The organism is Candidatus Dormiibacterota bacterium (genome assembly GCA_036495095.1).
GTDB lineage: Bacteria > Chloroflexota > Dormibacteria > Aeolococcales > Aeolococcaceae > CF-96.
Genome location: DASXNK010000057.1, coordinates 14,353 through 29,385, shown reverse-complemented (window position 1 = coordinate 29,385; position 15,033 = coordinate 14,353). Strand labels below are relative to the sequence as shown.

Genomic DNA, 15,033 nt, shown 5'->3' with positions numbered 1-15,033 from the left:
TCCTCGACGGTCCCGCCCTCTCCACCGCGGCGGCGCGGCGGCTGGGGTGCGAGGCCACCATGGTCACCCTCCTCGAGCGCGGCGGGCAGGTCGTCGAAAGCGGACGCGAGCGGCCGGGGGTCAGGCCCCGGATGCGGCGCGACCTGCAGAGCAGGGACGGCACCTGCCGCTACCCCGGCTGCGCGATGGCGGCGACGCGGACCCACGCCCACCACATCCACCACCGGATCGACGGAGGTCCGACGAGGCTGTGGAACCTCCTCTCGCTGTGCGAATACCACCACAACCGGCACCACGACGGCGAGTTCGACATCCGCCGCACCGCCGGGGGCGACCTCCGCTTCGAGACCCACGACGGCCTGCTGCTCGGCACCGCCACCGGCGGGTGCTGGAAGCGCCCGAGGCGCAGGGCCGGCCCGGAATGAACCTGCCCGCGCGTCCGCCGGCTCATCAGCGGTCACAGCTCCAGGTGCAACTGCCGCGGCACCGGCGGGTCCGCGAAGCGGGGCGGCCGCTCCGCGGAGATCCCCGCCGCGGTGCGCAGACCGGCGACACGACCGCTGACCTCCGAGGCGAAGGTGGCGGGCAGATGGCTCCGCCCCCGATAGAGCTCGAGATACCGGGGCAGGAGCTCCGGCCAGTCGTCCGCCAGCGCCTCGAGGAAGTGCTCGCGGGTGCCGGGGGTCAGGTTCAGCACCCCCACCAGAAGAAAGGCGGCCCCGGCGTCGCGGGCGGCGCGCACCGTGGCCGCCAGCGACTCGTCGCCGTCGCTGATGCCGGGCAGCACCGGGGCCATCAGCACCCCGGCGCGCACCCCCGCCGCCGCCAACCGCTCCAGCGCCCGCAGCCGCTGTCGGGGCGGTGCCGTGCCCGGCTCGGTGCGCCGCACAACGGCCTCGTCGACGGTGGGCACGCTGATCGAGACGCTCACCCCGGCGGCGGCGCCGGCCTCGGCGAGCAGGCCGGCGTCGCGCACCACCAGCGGCCCACGGGTGGTGAGGGTGATCGGGCGGCGCGCCGCCACCAGCGCCTCCAGGCAGCCCCGGGTCAGCCGGTACCTCCCCTCGGCGGGCTGGTAGGGGTCGGTGGCGGTTCCCAGGCAGACCAGGCCGGAGCGATGCGACGGCCGGCGCAGCTCCTCCCTCAACACCGTCACCACGTTGGTCTTCACGCGCACGGTGCGCCCGTACCGGCTGTCGGAGGGGCGGTCGGCGCGGCGCTCGAAGGCGCGCACGTAGCAGAACGTGCAGCGGTGGACGCAGCCCCCGTAGGGGTTGAGCGACCAGTCGAACCACATCCCGCGCACCGGCTGCAGGGCGCTGCGGCAGGGGCTCTCGACCAGCTCGGTGGCGGGCCGGCGCGGTGGCGCGGAGGTGGCGGGCGTGGCGGTCACGAGCGGAAGGTAGAACATATGTTCGGTCCGGTCAAGCGGGCCGCGACCTCGCGCACAATGAGTGCGGACGACGCCCACCGGGCCCGCGCGCCCGCCGCCTGGAGACGCTCATGGACTTCTCCCTCTCACCGGAGGAGGCACGCTTCCGCGACCAGGTTCGCGGCTGGCTCCGCGACAACCTCGACGACCGCACCCGCGAGGCGGCGGCCGGCCACGACGACATCGAGCTCCGTCGGGATTGGCAGCGGCGGGTCCACGAGGCGGGCTTCGCCGGGGTGAGCTGGCCCCGCGAGCTCGGCGGCCAGGGCGGCACCCTGATGCAGGAGGTGATCGTCAACCAGGAGATGGCCGCGGCGAGGGCTCCCGACATGCTCAACGTGATCGGGCTGTACATGGCCGGCCCGACCATCCTCGCCCACGGTACCCCCGAGCAGAAGGCGCGCCACATCCCGCCGCTGCTCCGCGCCGACGAGATCTGGTGCCAGGGCTTCAGCGAGCCGAACAGCGGCAGCGACCTGGCCTCGCTGCGCACCCGCGCGGTGATCGACGGCGACGACTTCGTGGTCAGCGGCCAGAAGGTGTGGACCACGCTGGCGCACGTCTCCCGCTGGTGCATCCTGCTCACCCGCACCGACTCGGCCGAGACCGCCCATGCCGGCCTCACGTATCTGATCGTCGACATGCAGAGCCCCGGCGTCGAGGTGCGGCCGCTGCGTCAGATCACCGGCGACGCCGAGTTCAACGAGATGTACCTCACCGACGTGCGCGTGCCCCGGGCCAACCTTCTCGGCGCGGTGGGCGGTGGGTGGCGGGTCGCGATGACCACGCTGATGCACGAGCGCGCCACCCTCGGCGTCGGCCTGCAGGTGCGGTCGCGCATCGCCCTCGACGAGCTCCGCGCCCTCGCCCGCACCACCCTGGTCGACGGCGTTCCCCGCTCCGCCGACCCGGTGGTGCGCCAGCGGATCGCCCAGCTCGTCATCGAGGTGGAGGCGATGCGCATCAACGGGCTGCGCGGCCTCAGCCGCGTCCTCCAGGGCGAGCAGCCGGGACCCGAGGGCTCGGTGAACAAGCTGATGTGGAGCGAGCTCAACCAGCGCATCGCCGAGACCGCGCTCGACCTGCTCGGCCCCTACGGCACCCTCGCCGAGGGCGAGGAGCGGGCACCGCGCAACGGCCGCTGGGCCTACGGCTACCTGCGCTCGCGGGCGAACAGCATCGAGGGCGGCACCAGCGAGGTGCTCCGGAACATCCTCGCCGAGCGCGTGCTCGGGCTGCCCCGGGGGCGCTGAGATGAACGTCGGGCTCACCGACGAGCAGGAGCTGCTCCGCCGCCAGGCGCGCGACTTCCTCGACCGCGAGTGCCCCGCCGCGCGGGTGCGGCAGCTGATGGAGGACGACCTCGGCCACGACCCGCGGATGTACGCGCGCATGGTCGAGCTCGGCTGGACCGCGATCCCCTTCGCCGAGCGCCACGGCGGCCTCGGCCTCGGTCTCGTCGACCTCGCCGTGGTGCTCGAGGAGATGGGCCGTCACGTGGTGCCGTCCCCGTTCCAGTCCAGCGTCGGCCTCGCCGGCATGACCCTGGCGGCGAGCGGTGACGAGGCCCAGGCGGCGCGGCTGCTGCCCTCGATCTGCGACGGCTCGCAGCTGGCCACGGTGGCCCTGGTCGAGGAGTCGGGGCGGTGGGACGCGGGCGGGGTGCGCATGGCCGCCGAGCGCTCCAGCGACGCCTGGCTGCTCCACGGCGAGAAGCTGTTCGTCCCCGACGCCCAGGTCGCCGACCGGATGATCGTCGCCACCCGCACCGCCGCCGACCCCGCCGACGGGCTCACCCTGCTGGTCGTCAACACCGCCGCGCCCGGGGTCACGGTGCGCCCGCTGGCGTCGATGGACGCCACCCGCCGGGTCGCCGCGGTCGGCTTCGACGCCGTCGAGGTGCCCGCCGACGCCGTGGTCGGCGAGCCCGGTCGGGGCTGGGCGACGCTGCGTCGCGGCCTCGACCGGGCCATGGTCTGCATCGCCGCCGAGCTGGCCGGGACCGCCCAGCGGGTCCTGGAGATGACCGTCGAGTACGCCAGGGTGCGCCAGCAGTTCGGCCGGCCGATCGGCGCCTACCAGGCGGTCTCCCACCGCTGTGCCGACATGCTGGTGATGGTCGAGTCGGCGAGATCACTCGCGTACCACGCCGCCTGGGCCCTCGACAACGACGTCCCCGAGGCGCCGCTTGCCGCCGCGATGGCCAAGGCCTATGCCGGCGACGCCGCCCGCAGCGTCGCCTCCAACGGGCTGCAGCTGCACGGCGGCATCGGCTTCACCTGGGAGCACGACATCCACCTCCACCTCAAGCGCGCGAAGTGGGGCGAGGCCACCCTCGGCGACGCGACCCACCATCGCGAGCGCGTCGCCCAGCTGCTGGAGCTCTAGCCCTGGCGTTGCGCGGTGCCGTCTTCGACCTCGGCGGGGTGATGACCCTGCCCCCCTTCCGCATCCGGCGCGGCGCGGACGAGCGCACCCTCAGCCTGCTCGGCTGCTTCCTCCGGGAGGTGGGCGAGGTCTACGCTCTGCCCACCGGCGACCACGACCTCCACCGGCTCGAGACCGGGCGGCTCACCGAGGCCGACTACATCGTCCGCCTCTGCGACCGGCACGCCGCCGAGGGCCATGCCCGGATCGACCCGGCCGACGCCCGCGAGATCCTCGTCGGACGGCCGATGGTCGCCTCGGAGGTGATGGTCGAGGCGGTGCGGCAGGTGCGCGCCGCCGGTCACCGCACCGCGCTGCTCACCAACAACGTCCGCGAGTGGGAGCTGGCTTGGCGCGCGCTCATGCCCTTCGACGAGCTCTTCGACGTCACCGTCGACTCCTCGGCGGTGGGGCTGCGCAAGCCGGACCCGGCGATCTACCGGCTCACCTGCGAGCGGCTCGGCCTCGACCCCGCCGAGTGCCTCTTCGTCGACGACCTCGAGTGCAACGTGGCCGCGGCGCGCGCGCTGGGGATGGAGGCGCTGCTCTGCGCCGACGGACCGGCCACCGCGGCCGAGGTGCGCCGCCTGATGCTGAACGGCGGCGGTCCCCCGCCCCCGGGGGCCGGGTGAGCGCCGCCGCCCGCGACGCGGGGACGTTGCGCGTCGATCTCCCCGGCGGCGGCCTCGAGCTGGCCGCGGTGAGCGACCGCGGCACCGTGCGCCGCGAGAACCAGGACCGCTGGGCGATGCGCCCGATCCTCGGCGGCTGCCTGCTGGTGCTCGGCGACGGGATGGGCGGCCACGCCGACGGCGCCGTGGCGGCGCACCTCGCGGTCGAGGCCGCGGCCGCCCACGTCACCGCCGCACCCGATCCCGCCTCCGCGCTCGGCGGTGCCGTCGCCCGCGGAGGCGACGCCGTCGCCGCCCACCGCCGCGCTCACGGCGGCGCGATGTGCGGCACCACGCTGGTGGTCGCGGTGGTGAGCGCCGGCCGGGTGCGGCTCGCCAACGTCGGCGACAGCCGCGCCTATCTCATCCGCGACGGCGAGGCCGGCCAGCTCACCCAGGACCACTCGTGGATCGCCGAGCAGGTGCGCGACGGCCACCTCGACGCCGACCGCGCCGTCCACCATCCCGGGCGCAACATGCTCACCCGCGCGCTCACCGGCGAGCCCGTCGACGCCGACCTGTTCACCGCCGTGCTGCGTCCCGGGGACGTCGTGCTGATCTGCTCCGACGGGGTGTGGGACGCCGTCGACGACAGCCGCATCGCGGACGCGATGCGGCCCGGCGTCGCCCTCGACGAGGCCGCCGCGGAGCTCTGCGATCGCGCGCTGTCGGCGGGTTCGACGGACAACGTGACGGTGGTCGCGTGCCGTGTCCACGGTGCCGGTGACTGATCGGTCGGTGGTGCGTAACCAACCGACCGGAATGGGTGTTGACGTAGTCGTCGTCCTGTCGGAGGATGACTGTCCCGGCCGGTGATCGAGGAGGCGATGGCTAGGAGCAGGCTCACCCGCCTGGTGAAGGTGTGCAGGATCTGCGGCGAGGGCTATGACGGCTTCAAGTCGCGAGAATCCCGCGGCCGTTACTGCTCCGCGTTGTGCCTGACCGAGGCGCGGCGCCGCCAGCGCGACGGGCTGGTCCTCGAGGAGGAGCCCGCGATCGGCCCGGCGATGCTGCCGCCGACCATCCTCCTCGGCAACCGCAGCGCCATCTACAGTCTCGGGCCCGACCTCGCCGCCATTCCCGACGAGGGGCCCGGCCTCACCTGACGGGGGCTGGGCGCGGACGGCGAACCGCGGCTAGACTTGCCCCGCACGCCGCCGGAGCGCGCCGATGTGGGTGAGGACATCCCCCGGTCGCGGTTCGTGCGGATACCTGCGGACTGGAGAACGGTGATGGCGAGACTGTACGCGCAGCTGTTCACCCTGGTGTTCCTGATCGCCGGCCTCGGTGGCCTGGTCCTCGGGGACGCGGGCCACATCAGCGACGGCCACGCCGGCGGCAACCTCGGCGGGCTCACCCTCCACCTCACCTGGGCGCGCGACATCGTCGACCTCATGATCGCCGCGGTGCTCGCCGTGCTCGGCTTCACCCTCCGGGTCTCACGCCAGCTGGTGGGCGTCCTCGTGGTCGCGCTCGGCGCGCTGCTCACCGTGCTCGCCGTCGCCGGGTTCGTGGTCGGCGACGACAGCCTCGCGACCAGGGGGTTCGCCGGCCTCCACTTCCCCACCGCGATCAACGTGCTCGACCTGGTCTGCGGGCTGCTCGCCCTGGTCAGCGGGCTCGTGACCCTCGCCGATCAGCCCGAGCAGCCCACCCCGCGGGAGAACCCGCTGACCGGGCCGACCGCCGCTAGGAGCGGGCAGTCGCGCTCCCGTTGACGGAGATCAGCTGACCGTCCTCGGAGTCGTGGCGCCGGGTGACCTTGCCCGCGACGTTGCTGACCACCTCGCCGACCTGGTGGGCGGCGGCCTGAGCGGTCGGGGCCACCCGGCGCGCGGTCTCGACGACCTGCTGGGCGCCATCCCGGATCGCCAGGGCGAGGGTCTGGGCCTGCTCGCGGGTCTGCCGGCCCTCCTGGGGGGCGACGAGCACACCGATGACCGCGCCGACGACGGTGCCGTGGATCAGACCTCGGATGTATCCCACGATCAAGCCTCCCAGATGTACCTAGTTGATAGCGACGGTATCACGTACCGTCAGGTCAGCGCTGAGGAGTCCCAGGCGCCGTCGGGAATGATGCGCAGATGCTCCACCGGCTCGCCGCCGACGAGGTGGCGCTCGACGATCTCGGGCACGTCCTCCGGGCGCAGCCGGCCGTACCAGACGCCATCGGGATAGACGATCACGATCGGACCCTGGTGGTGCTGGAGGTTGCAGCCCATCCGGGTGGTGCGGACGTGGCCGAGGCCGCGCCGCTCGACCTCGTCGCGGAGCCGCTGGAGGACCCGTTCCGAGCCCTGGCCGCCACAGTGGTGGCGCCCCGAGGTGGTGCAGACGAAGACGTGCAGGGCGCGCGGCGGGCCGTCCATGGGCCCACCATTGTGCTGCGCCGCCACCCGGCGCCGAGGCGGGGCTCGAGCCGGTCGGCCGTAGACTGGGATCATGAGCCTCGTCGACCTCCACATGCACACCACCGCCTCGGACGGCGACCTCGAGCCGGAGGAGCTGGTGGGCCGCTGCGCCGGCGCCGGTCTGACGACCATCGCGGTCACCGACCACAACTCGACGGTGCACGTCACCCGCGCCCGGGCGGAGTCCGACCGGCTGGGCCTGGAGCTGATCCCCGCCTGCGAGATCAGCACCCGGTGGCAGGAGAGGGAGCACCACCTCCTCGCCTACTTCGTCCCCCTCGACGACCCCGTGTTCCAGGGACGCATCGAGAGGGTGCGCAGCGCCGACCTGGCCCGCTCGCGCCGCTGGGTCGACAACGCCGCCGCCGAGGGGCTGGGGATCACCTGGGAGGCGGTCGAGGCCGTCGTGGGCGCCGACCGGGTGCCCCCCTTCGCCGTGCTCCGCCGCCTGCTCCTCGAGGCCGCCGCCGGCGACGGCCGGATGCTGCCCTACGCGTCGGCGCCGCACCGGCTGTTCTCCGACTGGTTCGCCGCCGGGAAGCCGCTCGCCACCGAGGCGCCCTGGCAGCCCGAGCTGCCCGAGGCGATCGCGTGGGTGCGCGAGGCCGGGGGCGTCCCCGTGCTCGCCCACCCGGGCGCCACCCTGGGCCAGATCGACCCCGAGGCCGCCTTCGCCGAGCTCGCCGCCGGCGGGCTCGGCGGGGTGGAGGCGTGGACCACCTGGCACACCCCGGAGACCGGGGAGCGGTTCGCCGGTCTGGCCGCCGCGGCCGGGCTGACGGTGACCGCCGGCGCCGACTTCCACGGGCCCACGGTGAAGCCCCACGTCCTCGCCCCCGGGCAGGTCAGCCACAACGGGCCGGAGGTGCTCGAGGGCCTGCACCACGCCCGGTGACCTCGCGCAGAGGTGCGCACCTCCCTGACATAGTGTCCTGTCATGGAGATCGACTACGCATTCTTCGCCGAGACCGCAGCGGTCCCCCCCGACCGGAAGTTCTATGTCCTGGGCGGCGGCCTCTTCCACATCGGCCTGCCCCAGATCCCCGGACGCGCCACCTTCTGCATCGTCGCCGGATTCCGCTTCGGGCCGGAGGACGCGGAGCAGGCCCACCACGTCGAGCTTCGCTTCCTCGACGGCGAGGGCAAGCTGGTCATCCAGCCGGTCGAGATGAACTTCCAGTCCGGGCCGCCGCCTCCCGGTGAGGAGCTCGACATCTGCCTGCCCACGGTCACCTACATCAGCCCGATGTTCGGCGAGCCGGGTCGCTACACCGCCGAGTACTGGGGCGACGGCGAGCTGCTCGCCCGAGTGCGCCTGCGGGTGCAGGAGCAGCAGATCCCCCAGGCGGTACCCACTCCGGGCTGAGCTCAGCGCCCGCCGTTGGGCGCGTACTCGTAGAAGCCGCGCCCGCTCTTCTGGCCGAGCCAGCCGGCGGCGACCATCCGTCGCAGCAGCGGTGGCGGGGCGTAGTCGGCGTTGGCGTACTCGGCGTGCAGCGCCTCGCAGACGAAGAGGGTGGTGTCGAGGCCGATGTAGTCGAGCAGCTGCAGCGGCCCCATCGGATGGCCGCAGCCGAGCCGCATCCCCTCGTCGATGTCCTCGCGGGTGGCGAACCCGGACTCGTAGACCCGCACCGCATGGGTGAGGAAGGGGATGAGCAGCAGGTTGACGATGAAGCCGCCGCGGTCCTGGGCGACGATGATGCGCTTGCCCAGCCGCTCGCCGAAATCGCGGGTCTCCTGCAGGGTCTCCTCGCTGGTGGCGATGCTGCGCACCAGCTCGAGCAGCTTCATCACCGGCGGCGGGTTGAAGAAGTGGGTTCCGATCACCCGGTCGGCGCGGCCGGTGGCGCGGGCGATCTCGATGATCGGCAGCGACGAGGTGTTGCTGGCGAGGATGGCGTGCTCGGAGGTGATCTCGTCGAGCCGCTGGAACACCGCGACCTTGTCGTCGATCCGCTCCGCCACCGCCTCGATGACGATGTCGCAGTCCGCCATCGCCTCCAGGTCGAGGGTGAAGGAGATCCGCTCGAGGATGGCGGTGACCTCCTCCTCGGAGAGCTTGCCGGTGCGCCGTCCCCGCTCCAGCGACCGCTCGACCCGCTGCCGGGCTGCCGCCAGCGGGCCGGCGTCACGCTCGCTGACGACCGTGCTCATCCCCTGGCGGGCGCACACCTCCGCGATCCCCGAGCCCATCAGGCCGCCGCCGACGATCCCCACGTTGCTGATGGCCATGCCGTCCTCCGTGCGCGGTCCAGAAGAAGAAGCGGAGGACAGAGTGACACAGGCCGCGCCGGCGGCCGCCTCAGCGGCCACCGGGGCCAGGGGCCCCGGCGGCCTGCCGCCGGCTCAGCCGGCCTGGAGCTGGCCTCGCACCGCACCATTCATGTACTGGTTGGTGTGGACGTTCACGTAGTAGCCGCCCGGATCGGCGGCGATGCCCTGGAGCACGGGCCCGGGGGCCTTCGTGCAGGTGTGCGCGGTCGTGGGCGAGAGGACCACGACGATCGGGCCGCTGGTTCCCGCGGCGCCCTTGTGGATGTGGGCGGCATTCGGGGTGCCGACCGCCGGATTCCAGGTGAGGTCGTAGCAGAGCTGGCCGCCGGCGGCGTCGATCGTGACCTTCGCAGTGCCGGTGCCGCCCGCGGGTCCGGGCGGGGACTCCTCCGTCGCGGCGAGGGTGGCGTGAAACGGGGACGCCACCGCCGGGGCCGCGCTCGCGGGCGCCGCCGCCAGTGCGAGCCCGATCACCGGTGCCGCCATCATGATCCTGAGTACGCGCATGAATCTCCTCCTCCGTGGGGTGCGGTGGACCTACCGCACCGTCACCGTTCCCTTCATCGTCGGATGGAAGTCGCAATGGTAGTCATAGGTGCCGGCCTGCCCAAAGCCGTGCACGAAGGTGCCCGAGGTCAGGCCGTCGGGGGCGCTGCCGAAGCCGTTGGCGTCGGCGGTGACGGTGTGCGGCACCGCGCCGTCCTCGAATTTCCAGACCACCCTCCCGCCCACCGGGACGGTCACCGCCGCCGGGGTGAAGGCGAGGTTCCTCACGCTCACCGAGGCGGGTGAACCGCCGTTCGCGGCGCTGGACGTCGTGGTGCCGGCTCCCGGAGAGGACGCCTGCTGCTGGCCGCATCCGGTCGCCAGGAGGACGAGGAGGGACAACGCCGTCCATCCGACCCGCCCGGTCTGGATCAACACTGCCCCCGAGGATACGCGCCGGGACCCGGCCACCCCGAGCCCGAGGTGGGGGACGGGTCGGGTGGGCGCTCAGCCCCCGTCAGAAGAGACGGTGCAGGTCAGTCGGCCGTTGCAGCCGGCTCCGGCTCGTGGTCCGAGAAGTCGGCGTAGAACGCCTGGCCGCAGCCGCAGGCGCTCTTGGCGGCGGGGTTGGCGAGGCGGAAGCCACGGCCGCGATGGGAGCTCTCGTAATCGAGGATCCCGCCGTCGAGCATCGCCAGCCCGTCCTGCTGGACGGCGATGCTGACGTCCGGGGCAGCCTGGAAGACGACGTCGTCGGGGTTGACGTCGTCATCGAGCTCGAAGTAGACCTTGAAGCCCTGGCAGCCGCCCAGCCGGAGGTCGATGCGGAAGGCGGCGCCGGGCCGGCCCTCCTCCACCCACAGGGCGCGGATGGCCTCGACGGCGTCGCTGGTCCAGAGCAGGGCGGGGGGGCGCTGGGTGGGGGAGGAGGTGCTCATACCGGTGTCTATGATGGCACCGACATGCCCGCACCCAGCCGCGTCGCCCTGCTGAGCGACGATCTGATGTTCCAGAGCCAGCTCGGCGCCGCGGTGCGCAGCTGGGGCGGCATCCTGCTCACCGCCCGCTCCGGCGACCTGCCCGAGGCCGACGCCGTCTTCGTCGACCTGAACCGCGAGCCCGAGCCCCGGCTGGGGGCGATCTCGCGGCTCCGCGAGGCCCGGCCCGGCACCCCGATCGTCGCCTTCTGCCACCACGGCGAGAAGCGGCTGCGCGAGCAGGCGATGAGCAGCGGGGCGAGCAGCTGCGTCACCAACGGCGCCATCCAGGCCACCGCGCTGCGCCTGGCCGGGCTGCCCGTGCCCGGGGATGCGGACGGTGGCTGACCTCGACGCCCGCCTCCGCGCCGCGGCGGACCGGGTCGCCGAGGAGGTGGTCGAGACCCGGCGCCACCTCCACCGCCATCCCGAGCTGTCTCACCAGGAGCACCGCACCGCCGAGCTCTGCGCCACCCGCTGCGAGGCGCTCGGTTTCAGCGTGCGCGCCGGGGTGGGCGGCACCGGGGTGCTCGCCGACCTCGACAGCGGCCGCCCCGGCCCCACGGTGATGGTGCGCGCCGACATCGACGCCCTCCCCATCCTCGAGCGCGGCGACCGGCGGGTCAGCCGGTCCGAGGTCGACGGGGTGATGCACGCCTGCGGCCACGACGGCCACGCCGCCATCGCCCTCGGCGTCGCCGGGGTCCTCAGCGACCTGGGTGACGGCTGGGCCGGCCGGCTGCGGATGTGCTTCCAGCCCGCCGAGGAGGTCGCCGAGGGGGCGATGCCGATGATCGCCGACGGCACCCTCGAGGGCGTCGACCGGGTGCTGGGTCTCCACCTCTTCACCCCGCTCCGCGCCGGCCGGGTGGCGGTCACCCCGGGGGTGCTCTTCGGCAGTGCCGACGAGTTCGGGATCACGATCCGGGGCCGCGGCGGCCACGGCGGCCTGCCCCACGACGCCATCGACCCGGTGGTCGCCGCCGCCCACGTGGTGGTCGCGCTGCAGACCATCGTCAGCCGCGAGACCTCACCGTTCAGCCCCGCGGTGGTGACCATCGGGCGGATCACCGGCGGCACCGCCTTCAACGTCATCGCCGAGGAGGTCCACCTCCGCGGCACCGTGCGCGCCCTCGACGGCGGCGAGCGGGAGCGGCTGCTGCAGCGCTGTGCCGAGATCGCCCGGGGGGTGGCCGGAGGGCTGCGCTGCGAGGCGATCTACGAGCGGGCCAGCGGCTGCCCGCCGGTGGTCAGCGACGCCGAGAGCGCCGAGCTGGTGCGCCGGGCGGCGGTCGAGGCGGTGGGGGAGGAGATGGTCGACCGCGCCCACCCCGTCACCGTGGGCGACGACGTCGCCTGCTTCCTCGAGCGCGTCCCCGGCTGCTACTTCCTGGTCGGCGCCGGCGATGCCTCGGGAGCGCCGGTGGCGCCCCACCACCACCCCGAGTTCGACCTCGACGAGCGCTGCCTGCCGGTGGGCGTGGAGGTGCTGAGCCGCGCCGCCCTGGCGGCGCTGGGGACGGCATGAACGTGCCCGAGCGGCCCGACCTGATCGGGCTGCGGCGCCGGGCCTTCCCCGCCGGCCGCGACCTCAGCCCGCGGCCGCCCTCGGTGTCGCGAACGGTGATCGTCGAGCCGATGGAGATCGTGCACGCGAGCAACGCCGGCTTCGTCCACGGCGGCACCATCATGCGGCTGGTCGACACCGCCGGCGGCATCGCCGCCATCCGCCACTGCGGCGGCCCGGTGGTCACCGCGTCGATGGACGAGATGAGCTTCCTCGCCTCGGTGCACATCGGCGACCTGCTCACCGTGCGCGCCCAGGTCAACGACACCGGCCGCACCTCGATGGAGGTGGGCGTGGAGGTCGACGTGGAGATCCCCGGCGCGGAGACGGTGCACGTCTCCACCGCCCACCTCGTCTTCGTCGCCCTCGACGAGAACCGGCAGCCGCTGCCGGTGCCCCCGCTGGTGCCCGAGACCGAGGACGAGCGCCACCGCCAGGCCCAGGCCCGGATCCGCCGCGAGCAGCGCCTGCTTCGCAAGGAGGCGCTGCAGCGCGCCGGTCAGATTGCCGCCACCGCCTCCGACGGAGCCTGAGCGCCGAATTTCGTCCACAGTTTCCACAGGGCCGTCCACACTTGCGACGTCCGGCGCGTTGATCGCGGCCGGCCCGCCGCGGCCCATCCAGCACCCGAGAACGCGGGCGACGGATGGATCGCACCGCGCCTCGAGCTGGATAGGGATGGAAAGGGGCAGAGCGTCTCGGGTCCCCCGCCCGCGTTGTCTGCGGTGCCGTACCGGCGCTGACACCGGCCGGCGTTCCGGCGGGACCGGACCTGCTGCCCACCAGTGAGACGCGGTTTGCCATCGCGTCTTGCGATCGGGCGGGGATCTGATTGCGGAGGTGCACTGCGGTTAAGGAGTGGGTGGCGACTGCACGACCCGAGCGGCTCCCGAGTGCTCTGCCGCGCCGTGGTCCGGGCGCTGACGGCGATGGCGGAGGGCTGGCAGAATCGGTCGGGCTGGGCGGCGGAGGGAGGCGACGGGTGGAGTACCGGATCCTGGGCCCGGTCGCGGTGGTGGGCCCGGACGGGCCGCTGGCCCTGGGCGGCCCCAAGCAGCGGGCGCTGCTCGGCATCCTGGTGCTCGCCGCCGGCAGCGCCGTCTCCGTCGACCGCCTGGTCGCGGCACTGTGGGACCAGCCTCCGGAGACCGCGGTCAACATCCTCCAGGGGCACGTCCGCGATCTGCGCCGTCTCCTCGGCCGCGACGCGCTGGTCACCCAGGCGCCCGGCTACCTGCTCCAGGCCGATCCGATGCAGATCGACGCCCACCAGTTCGAGCAAGGTGCGTGCGAGGCACGCCGGCTGCTCACCTCCGACCCCGCGACCGCGGCGCTGCGGCTCCGCGATGCGCTCGCCCTCTGGCGCGGTCCGGTGCTCGCCGACGTCGTCTATCCGAGCGTCCCCGCCGAGATCACGCGGCTGGACGAGCTCCGGATCGCCACTCTCGAGGACCGCGTCGACGCCGACCTGGCTCTCGGCGCCCACGCCGACCTCGCGGGTGAGCTGGGGGCGCTGCTCGCCGACCACCCCGGACGCGAGCGTCTCTCCGGCCAGCTGATGCTCGCCCTGTACCGCGCCGGGCGACAGGAGGAGGCGCTCACCGCCTACCGGGAGCTGCACCGCCGCCTCCGCGAGGAGCTCGGCATCAGCCCCTCGCCCGAGCTGCAGCGGCTCGAGCGGTCGATCCTCCGCCAGGAGCCGTCACTGCTGCTGCCGTCACCGGGAGGCGAGCCGCCGCCGCCCGGGACGGCCACGGCGCCGCCCCCCCGGACTCCTCCGGCGGCGCCGCTGCTCGCGCCCCGGCGGTGGCCTCCGCGGGCCCGCCTGCTCGCCACCGCCGCGCTGCTGGTCGCCGGTGTCTCATCGGTCGGGGTGTTGCGTGCGCGAACCGGAACGCCGCCCCCGGCCCCCTCCCCGTGCCTGCATGCGACCCCTCTCCCCGAGCCGCGGGAGCTGGGTCCGGGTCTGGGGGTCGCGGCCGTCGTCGCGCACAGCTGCGACGCCAACAGCCAGGGGGTGTGGCCCCGCGGCGGCCCCGCACGCGACGCCCCTCGCATCCCGCCCGCGCTCGGCGAGACCACGCCCATCCGCATCGTGTGCCAGGACCTCCACGGCGGGCTGGTGATCGACAACAAGCTGCAGGCGGCGCCCCAGCCCTCCTCCACGGTCTGGGACCGGCTGGACGACGGCACCTGGGTCCCCGACCTCTACACCAGCCTGCCCAAGCGGCCCGGCCAGGTCCCACCGCTCGGGCTTCCCGTCTGCTGATCCCAGCGGTCGGAGCGCCGTCAGCGGATCGGCAGCGGTGGCCCCTCCGTCACCGGTGGATCGTCTCGCACACGGCGCCACCCTGCTGTGCCGTGCCCTCGAAGAACCGCCCGCAGATCTGGGACTGGTCGGCGAAGTCGCGGTTGATGGCGATGTCCATCCAGGCGTCGGCGGGGGTGCAGCCGGAGTGGGCGCCGCTGCGCCAGACCTGCCGCACCCCGCTGACCGTCACCGTGGCCGAGTAGTCGCAGATCAGCGACCTGTCGGACTTTCCGCGCGAGACCCGCACGCTGTCGACGTGGAGGCCGTTGCCGGAGACGCCCATGCAGGTGTCGCCGTAGGGGGCCCAGGTGCATCCCACCGCGCTGGCCCGTACCGGGGTGGACGCCCATGTCGCGGTGGCCGCCACCATCAGAGAGACGGCGCCCGCGGCGGCGAGCGATACGCCTGCGTCGCGGCGCGGGTGCCGTCCTGCCGTGCCCTTCATGCCGAGTCCTCCTCGCGGGTCGACCTCCT

General features: G+C 73.8%; 21 protein-coding genes. 13 read left to right on the top strand and 8 right to left on the bottom strand.

Annotated elements, in window-relative coordinates; genetic code table 11:
• Window positions 1-425: HNH endonuclease signature motif containing protein (locus VGL20_05970; GenBank protein HEY2703219.1), on the top strand; the 425-nt coding region annotated here is incomplete at its 5' end.
• Between the two features lie 32 nt (window positions 426-457).
• On the opposite strand, the gene VGL20_05965 is transcribed toward VGL20_05970, so the two are convergent.
• Window positions 458-1,393 (bottom strand): radical SAM protein, encoded by a 936-nt coding sequence (locus VGL20_05965; GenBank protein HEY2703218.1) that lies wholly within the window; start codon window positions 1,391-1,393, stop codon window positions 458-460.
• Between the two features lie 110 nt (window positions 1,394-1,503).
• Between VGL20_05965 and VGL20_05960 the strand changes: the two genes are divergently transcribed.
• The 6 genes from VGL20_05960 to VGL20_05935 all read left to right on the top strand — a co-directional run bounded on the left by VGL20_05960 (window position 1,504) and on the right by VGL20_05935 (window position 6,248).
• Window positions 1,504-2,685, top strand: a complete 1,182-nt coding sequence (locus VGL20_05960; protein HEY2703217.1) for an acyl-CoA dehydrogenase family protein — start codon at window positions 1,504-1,506, stop codon at window positions 2,683-2,685.
• 1 nt (window position 2,686) lies between these two features.
• Complete coding sequence (locus VGL20_05955) at window positions 2,687-3,820, top strand: acyl-CoA dehydrogenase family protein (protein ID HEY2703216.1); 1,134 nt, start codon at window positions 2,687-2,689, stop codon at window positions 3,818-3,820.
• Between the two features lie 8 nt (window positions 3,821-3,828).
• The gene (locus VGL20_05950) at window positions 3,829-4,491 is read left to right on the top strand and encodes an HAD family phosphatase (GenBank protein ID HEY2703215.1); all 663 of its coding nucleotides are present in this window, start codon (window positions 3,829-3,831) and stop codon (window positions 4,489-4,491) included.
• Entirely contained in the window at window positions 4,488-5,261 is a 774-nt protein-coding gene (locus tag VGL20_05945) for a protein phosphatase 2C domain-containing protein (protein HEY2703214.1), read from the top strand. The genes VGL20_05950 and VGL20_05945 overlap by 4 nt, the downstream gene beginning before the upstream one ends.
• A gap of 96 nt (window positions 5,262-5,357) precedes the next feature.
• Window positions 5,358-5,636 carry a hypothetical protein gene (locus VGL20_05940; protein HEY2703213.1) on the top strand — a complete coding sequence of 93 codons (279 nt, stop codon included), beginning with the start codon at window positions 5,358-5,360 and terminating at the stop codon, window positions 5,634-5,636.
• A gap of 126 nt (window positions 5,637-5,762) precedes the next feature.
• Window positions 5,763-6,248 (top strand): hypothetical protein, encoded by a 486-nt coding sequence (locus tag VGL20_05935; GenBank protein HEY2703212.1) that lies wholly within the window; start codon window positions 5,763-5,765, stop codon window positions 6,246-6,248.
• On the opposite strand, the gene VGL20_05930 is transcribed toward VGL20_05935, so the two are convergent.
• Together VGL20_05930 and VGL20_05925 are read right to left on the bottom strand one after the other, a co-directional pair.
• Entirely contained in the window at window positions 6,220-6,516 is a 297-nt protein-coding gene (locus tag VGL20_05930) for a YtxH domain-containing protein (protein ID HEY2703211.1), read from the bottom strand. The two genes, VGL20_05935 and VGL20_05930, sit on opposite strands and share 29 nt — an antisense overlap.
• A gap of 50 nt (window positions 6,517-6,566) precedes the next feature.
• Complete coding sequence (locus tag VGL20_05925) at window positions 6,567-6,899, bottom strand: (2Fe-2S) ferredoxin domain-containing protein (GenBank protein ID HEY2703210.1); 333 nt, start codon at window positions 6,897-6,899, stop codon at window positions 6,567-6,569.
• Window positions 6,900-6,972: 73 nt separating this feature from the next.
• Here VGL20_05925 and VGL20_05920 point away from each other — a divergent pair, with 73 nt between their 5' ends.
• Both VGL20_05920 and VGL20_05915 read left to right on the top strand, forming a co-directional pair.
• Window positions 6,973-7,836 carry a PHP domain-containing protein gene (locus VGL20_05920; GenBank protein ID HEY2703209.1) on the top strand — a complete coding sequence of 288 codons (864 nt, stop codon included), beginning with the start codon at window positions 6,973-6,975 and terminating at the stop codon, window positions 7,834-7,836.
• A gap of 42 nt (window positions 7,837-7,878) precedes the next feature.
• Window positions 7,879-8,307 carry a hypothetical protein gene (locus VGL20_05915; protein HEY2703208.1) on the top strand — a complete coding sequence of 143 codons (429 nt, stop codon included), beginning with the start codon at window positions 7,879-7,881 and terminating at the stop codon, window positions 8,305-8,307.
• A gap of 2 nt (window positions 8,308-8,309) precedes the next feature.
• On the opposite strand, the gene VGL20_05910 is transcribed toward VGL20_05915, so the two are convergent.
• The 4 genes from VGL20_05910 to VGL20_05895 all read right to left on the bottom strand — a co-directional run bounded on the left by VGL20_05910 (window position 8,310) and on the right by VGL20_05895 (window position 10,642).
• Window positions 8,310-9,176 (bottom strand): 3-hydroxybutyryl-CoA dehydrogenase, encoded by an 867-nt coding sequence (locus tag VGL20_05910; protein HEY2703207.1) that lies wholly within the window; start codon window positions 9,174-9,176, stop codon window positions 8,310-8,312.
• Window positions 9,177-9,290: 114 nt separating this feature from the next.
• The gene (locus VGL20_05905; protein HEY2703206.1) at window positions 9,291-9,725 is read right to left on the bottom strand and encodes a CHRD domain-containing protein; all 435 of its coding nucleotides are present in this window, start codon (window positions 9,723-9,725) and stop codon (window positions 9,291-9,293) included.
• 30 nt (window positions 9,726-9,755) lie between these two features.
• Window positions 9,756-10,106, bottom strand: a complete 351-nt coding sequence (locus VGL20_05900; protein ID HEY2703205.1) for a cupredoxin domain-containing protein — start codon at window positions 10,104-10,106, stop codon at window positions 9,756-9,758.
• 134 nt (window positions 10,107-10,240) lie between these two features.
• Window positions 10,241-10,642 (bottom strand): iron-sulfur cluster assembly accessory protein, encoded by a 402-nt coding sequence (locus VGL20_05895; GenBank protein HEY2703204.1) that lies wholly within the window; start codon window positions 10,640-10,642, stop codon window positions 10,241-10,243.
• A gap of 24 nt (window positions 10,643-10,666) precedes the next feature.
• On the opposite strand from VGL20_05895, the gene VGL20_05890 reads away from it, so the two are divergent.
• From VGL20_05890 to VGL20_05875, 4 genes are all read left to right on the top strand, one after another.
• Entirely contained in the window at window positions 10,667-11,029 is a 363-nt protein-coding gene (locus VGL20_05890; protein HEY2703203.1) for a response regulator, read from the top strand.
• Window positions 11,022-12,209, top strand: a complete 1,188-nt coding sequence (locus VGL20_05885; protein HEY2703202.1) for an amidohydrolase — start codon at window positions 11,022-11,024, stop codon at window positions 12,207-12,209. Before VGL20_05890 ends, VGL20_05885 begins: the two co-directional genes overlap by 8 nt.
• Window positions 12,206-12,781, top strand: coding sequence for an acyl-CoA thioesterase (locus tag VGL20_05880; GenBank protein HEY2703201.1), 576 nt, complete (start codon window positions 12,206-12,208; stop codon window positions 12,779-12,781). Before VGL20_05885 ends, VGL20_05880 begins: the two co-directional genes overlap by 4 nt.
• Window positions 12,782-13,230: 449 nt before the next feature.
• Entirely contained in the window at window positions 13,231-14,517 is a 1,287-nt protein-coding gene (locus VGL20_05875) for an AfsR/SARP family transcriptional regulator (GenBank protein HEY2703200.1), read from the top strand.
• Between the two features lie 49 nt (window positions 14,518-14,566).
• Here VGL20_05875 and VGL20_05870 read toward each other — a convergent pair whose 3' ends face one another.
• On the bottom strand, window positions 14,567-15,004 hold the full coding sequence (locus VGL20_05870; protein ID HEY2703199.1) for a hypothetical protein: 438 nt from the start codon (window positions 15,002-15,004) through the stop codon (window positions 14,567-14,569).
• Window positions 15,005-15,033 lie beyond the last annotated feature (29 nt).

Excerpts from the sequence above, each read along its gene's own strand:
- VGL20_05960 (HEY2703217.1), top strand. The coding sequence starts at position 1,504 with ATGGACTTCTCCCTCTCACCGGAGGAGGCACGCTTCCGCGACCAGGTT.
- VGL20_05955 (HEY2703216.1), top strand. The coding sequence starts at position 2,687 with ATGAACGTCGGGCTCACCGACGAGCAGGAGCTGCTCCGCCGCCAGGCG.
- VGL20_05940 (HEY2703213.1), top strand. The coding sequence starts at position 5,358 with ATGGCTAGGAGCAGGCTCACCCGCCTGGTGAAGGTGTGCAGGATCTGC.
- VGL20_05935 (HEY2703212.1), top strand. The coding sequence starts at position 5,763 with ATGGCGAGACTGTACGCGCAGCTGTTCACCCTGGTGTTCCTGATCGCC.
- VGL20_05925 (HEY2703210.1), bottom strand. The coding sequence starts at position 6,899 with ATGGACGGCCCGCCGCGCGCCCTGCACGTCTTCGTCTGCACCACCTCG.
- VGL20_05920 (HEY2703209.1), top strand. The coding sequence starts at position 6,973 with ATGAGCCTCGTCGACCTCCACATGCACACCACCGCCTCGGACGGCGAC.
- VGL20_05915 (HEY2703208.1), top strand. The coding sequence starts at position 7,879 with ATGGAGATCGACTACGCATTCTTCGCCGAGACCGCAGCGGTCCCCCCC.
- VGL20_05910 (HEY2703207.1), bottom strand. The coding sequence starts at position 9,176 with ATGGCCATCAGCAACGTGGGGATCGTCGGCGGCGGCCTGATGGGCTCG.
- VGL20_05905 (HEY2703206.1), bottom strand. The coding sequence starts at position 9,725 with ATGCGCGTACTCAGGATCATGATGGCGGCACCGGTGATCGGGCTCGCA.
- VGL20_05895 (HEY2703204.1), bottom strand. The coding sequence starts at position 10,642 with ATGAGCACCTCCTCCCCCACCCAGCGCCCCCCCGCCCTGCTCTGGACC.
- VGL20_05890 (HEY2703203.1), top strand. The coding sequence starts at position 10,667 with ATGCCCGCACCCAGCCGCGTCGCCCTGCTGAGCGACGATCTGATGTTC.
- VGL20_05880 (HEY2703201.1), top strand. The coding sequence starts at position 12,206 with ATGAACGTGCCCGAGCGGCCCGACCTGATCGGGCTGCGGCGCCGGGCC.
- VGL20_05870 (HEY2703199.1), bottom strand. The coding sequence starts at position 15,004 with ATGAAGGGCACGGCAGGACGGCACCCGCGCCGCGACGCAGGCGTATCG.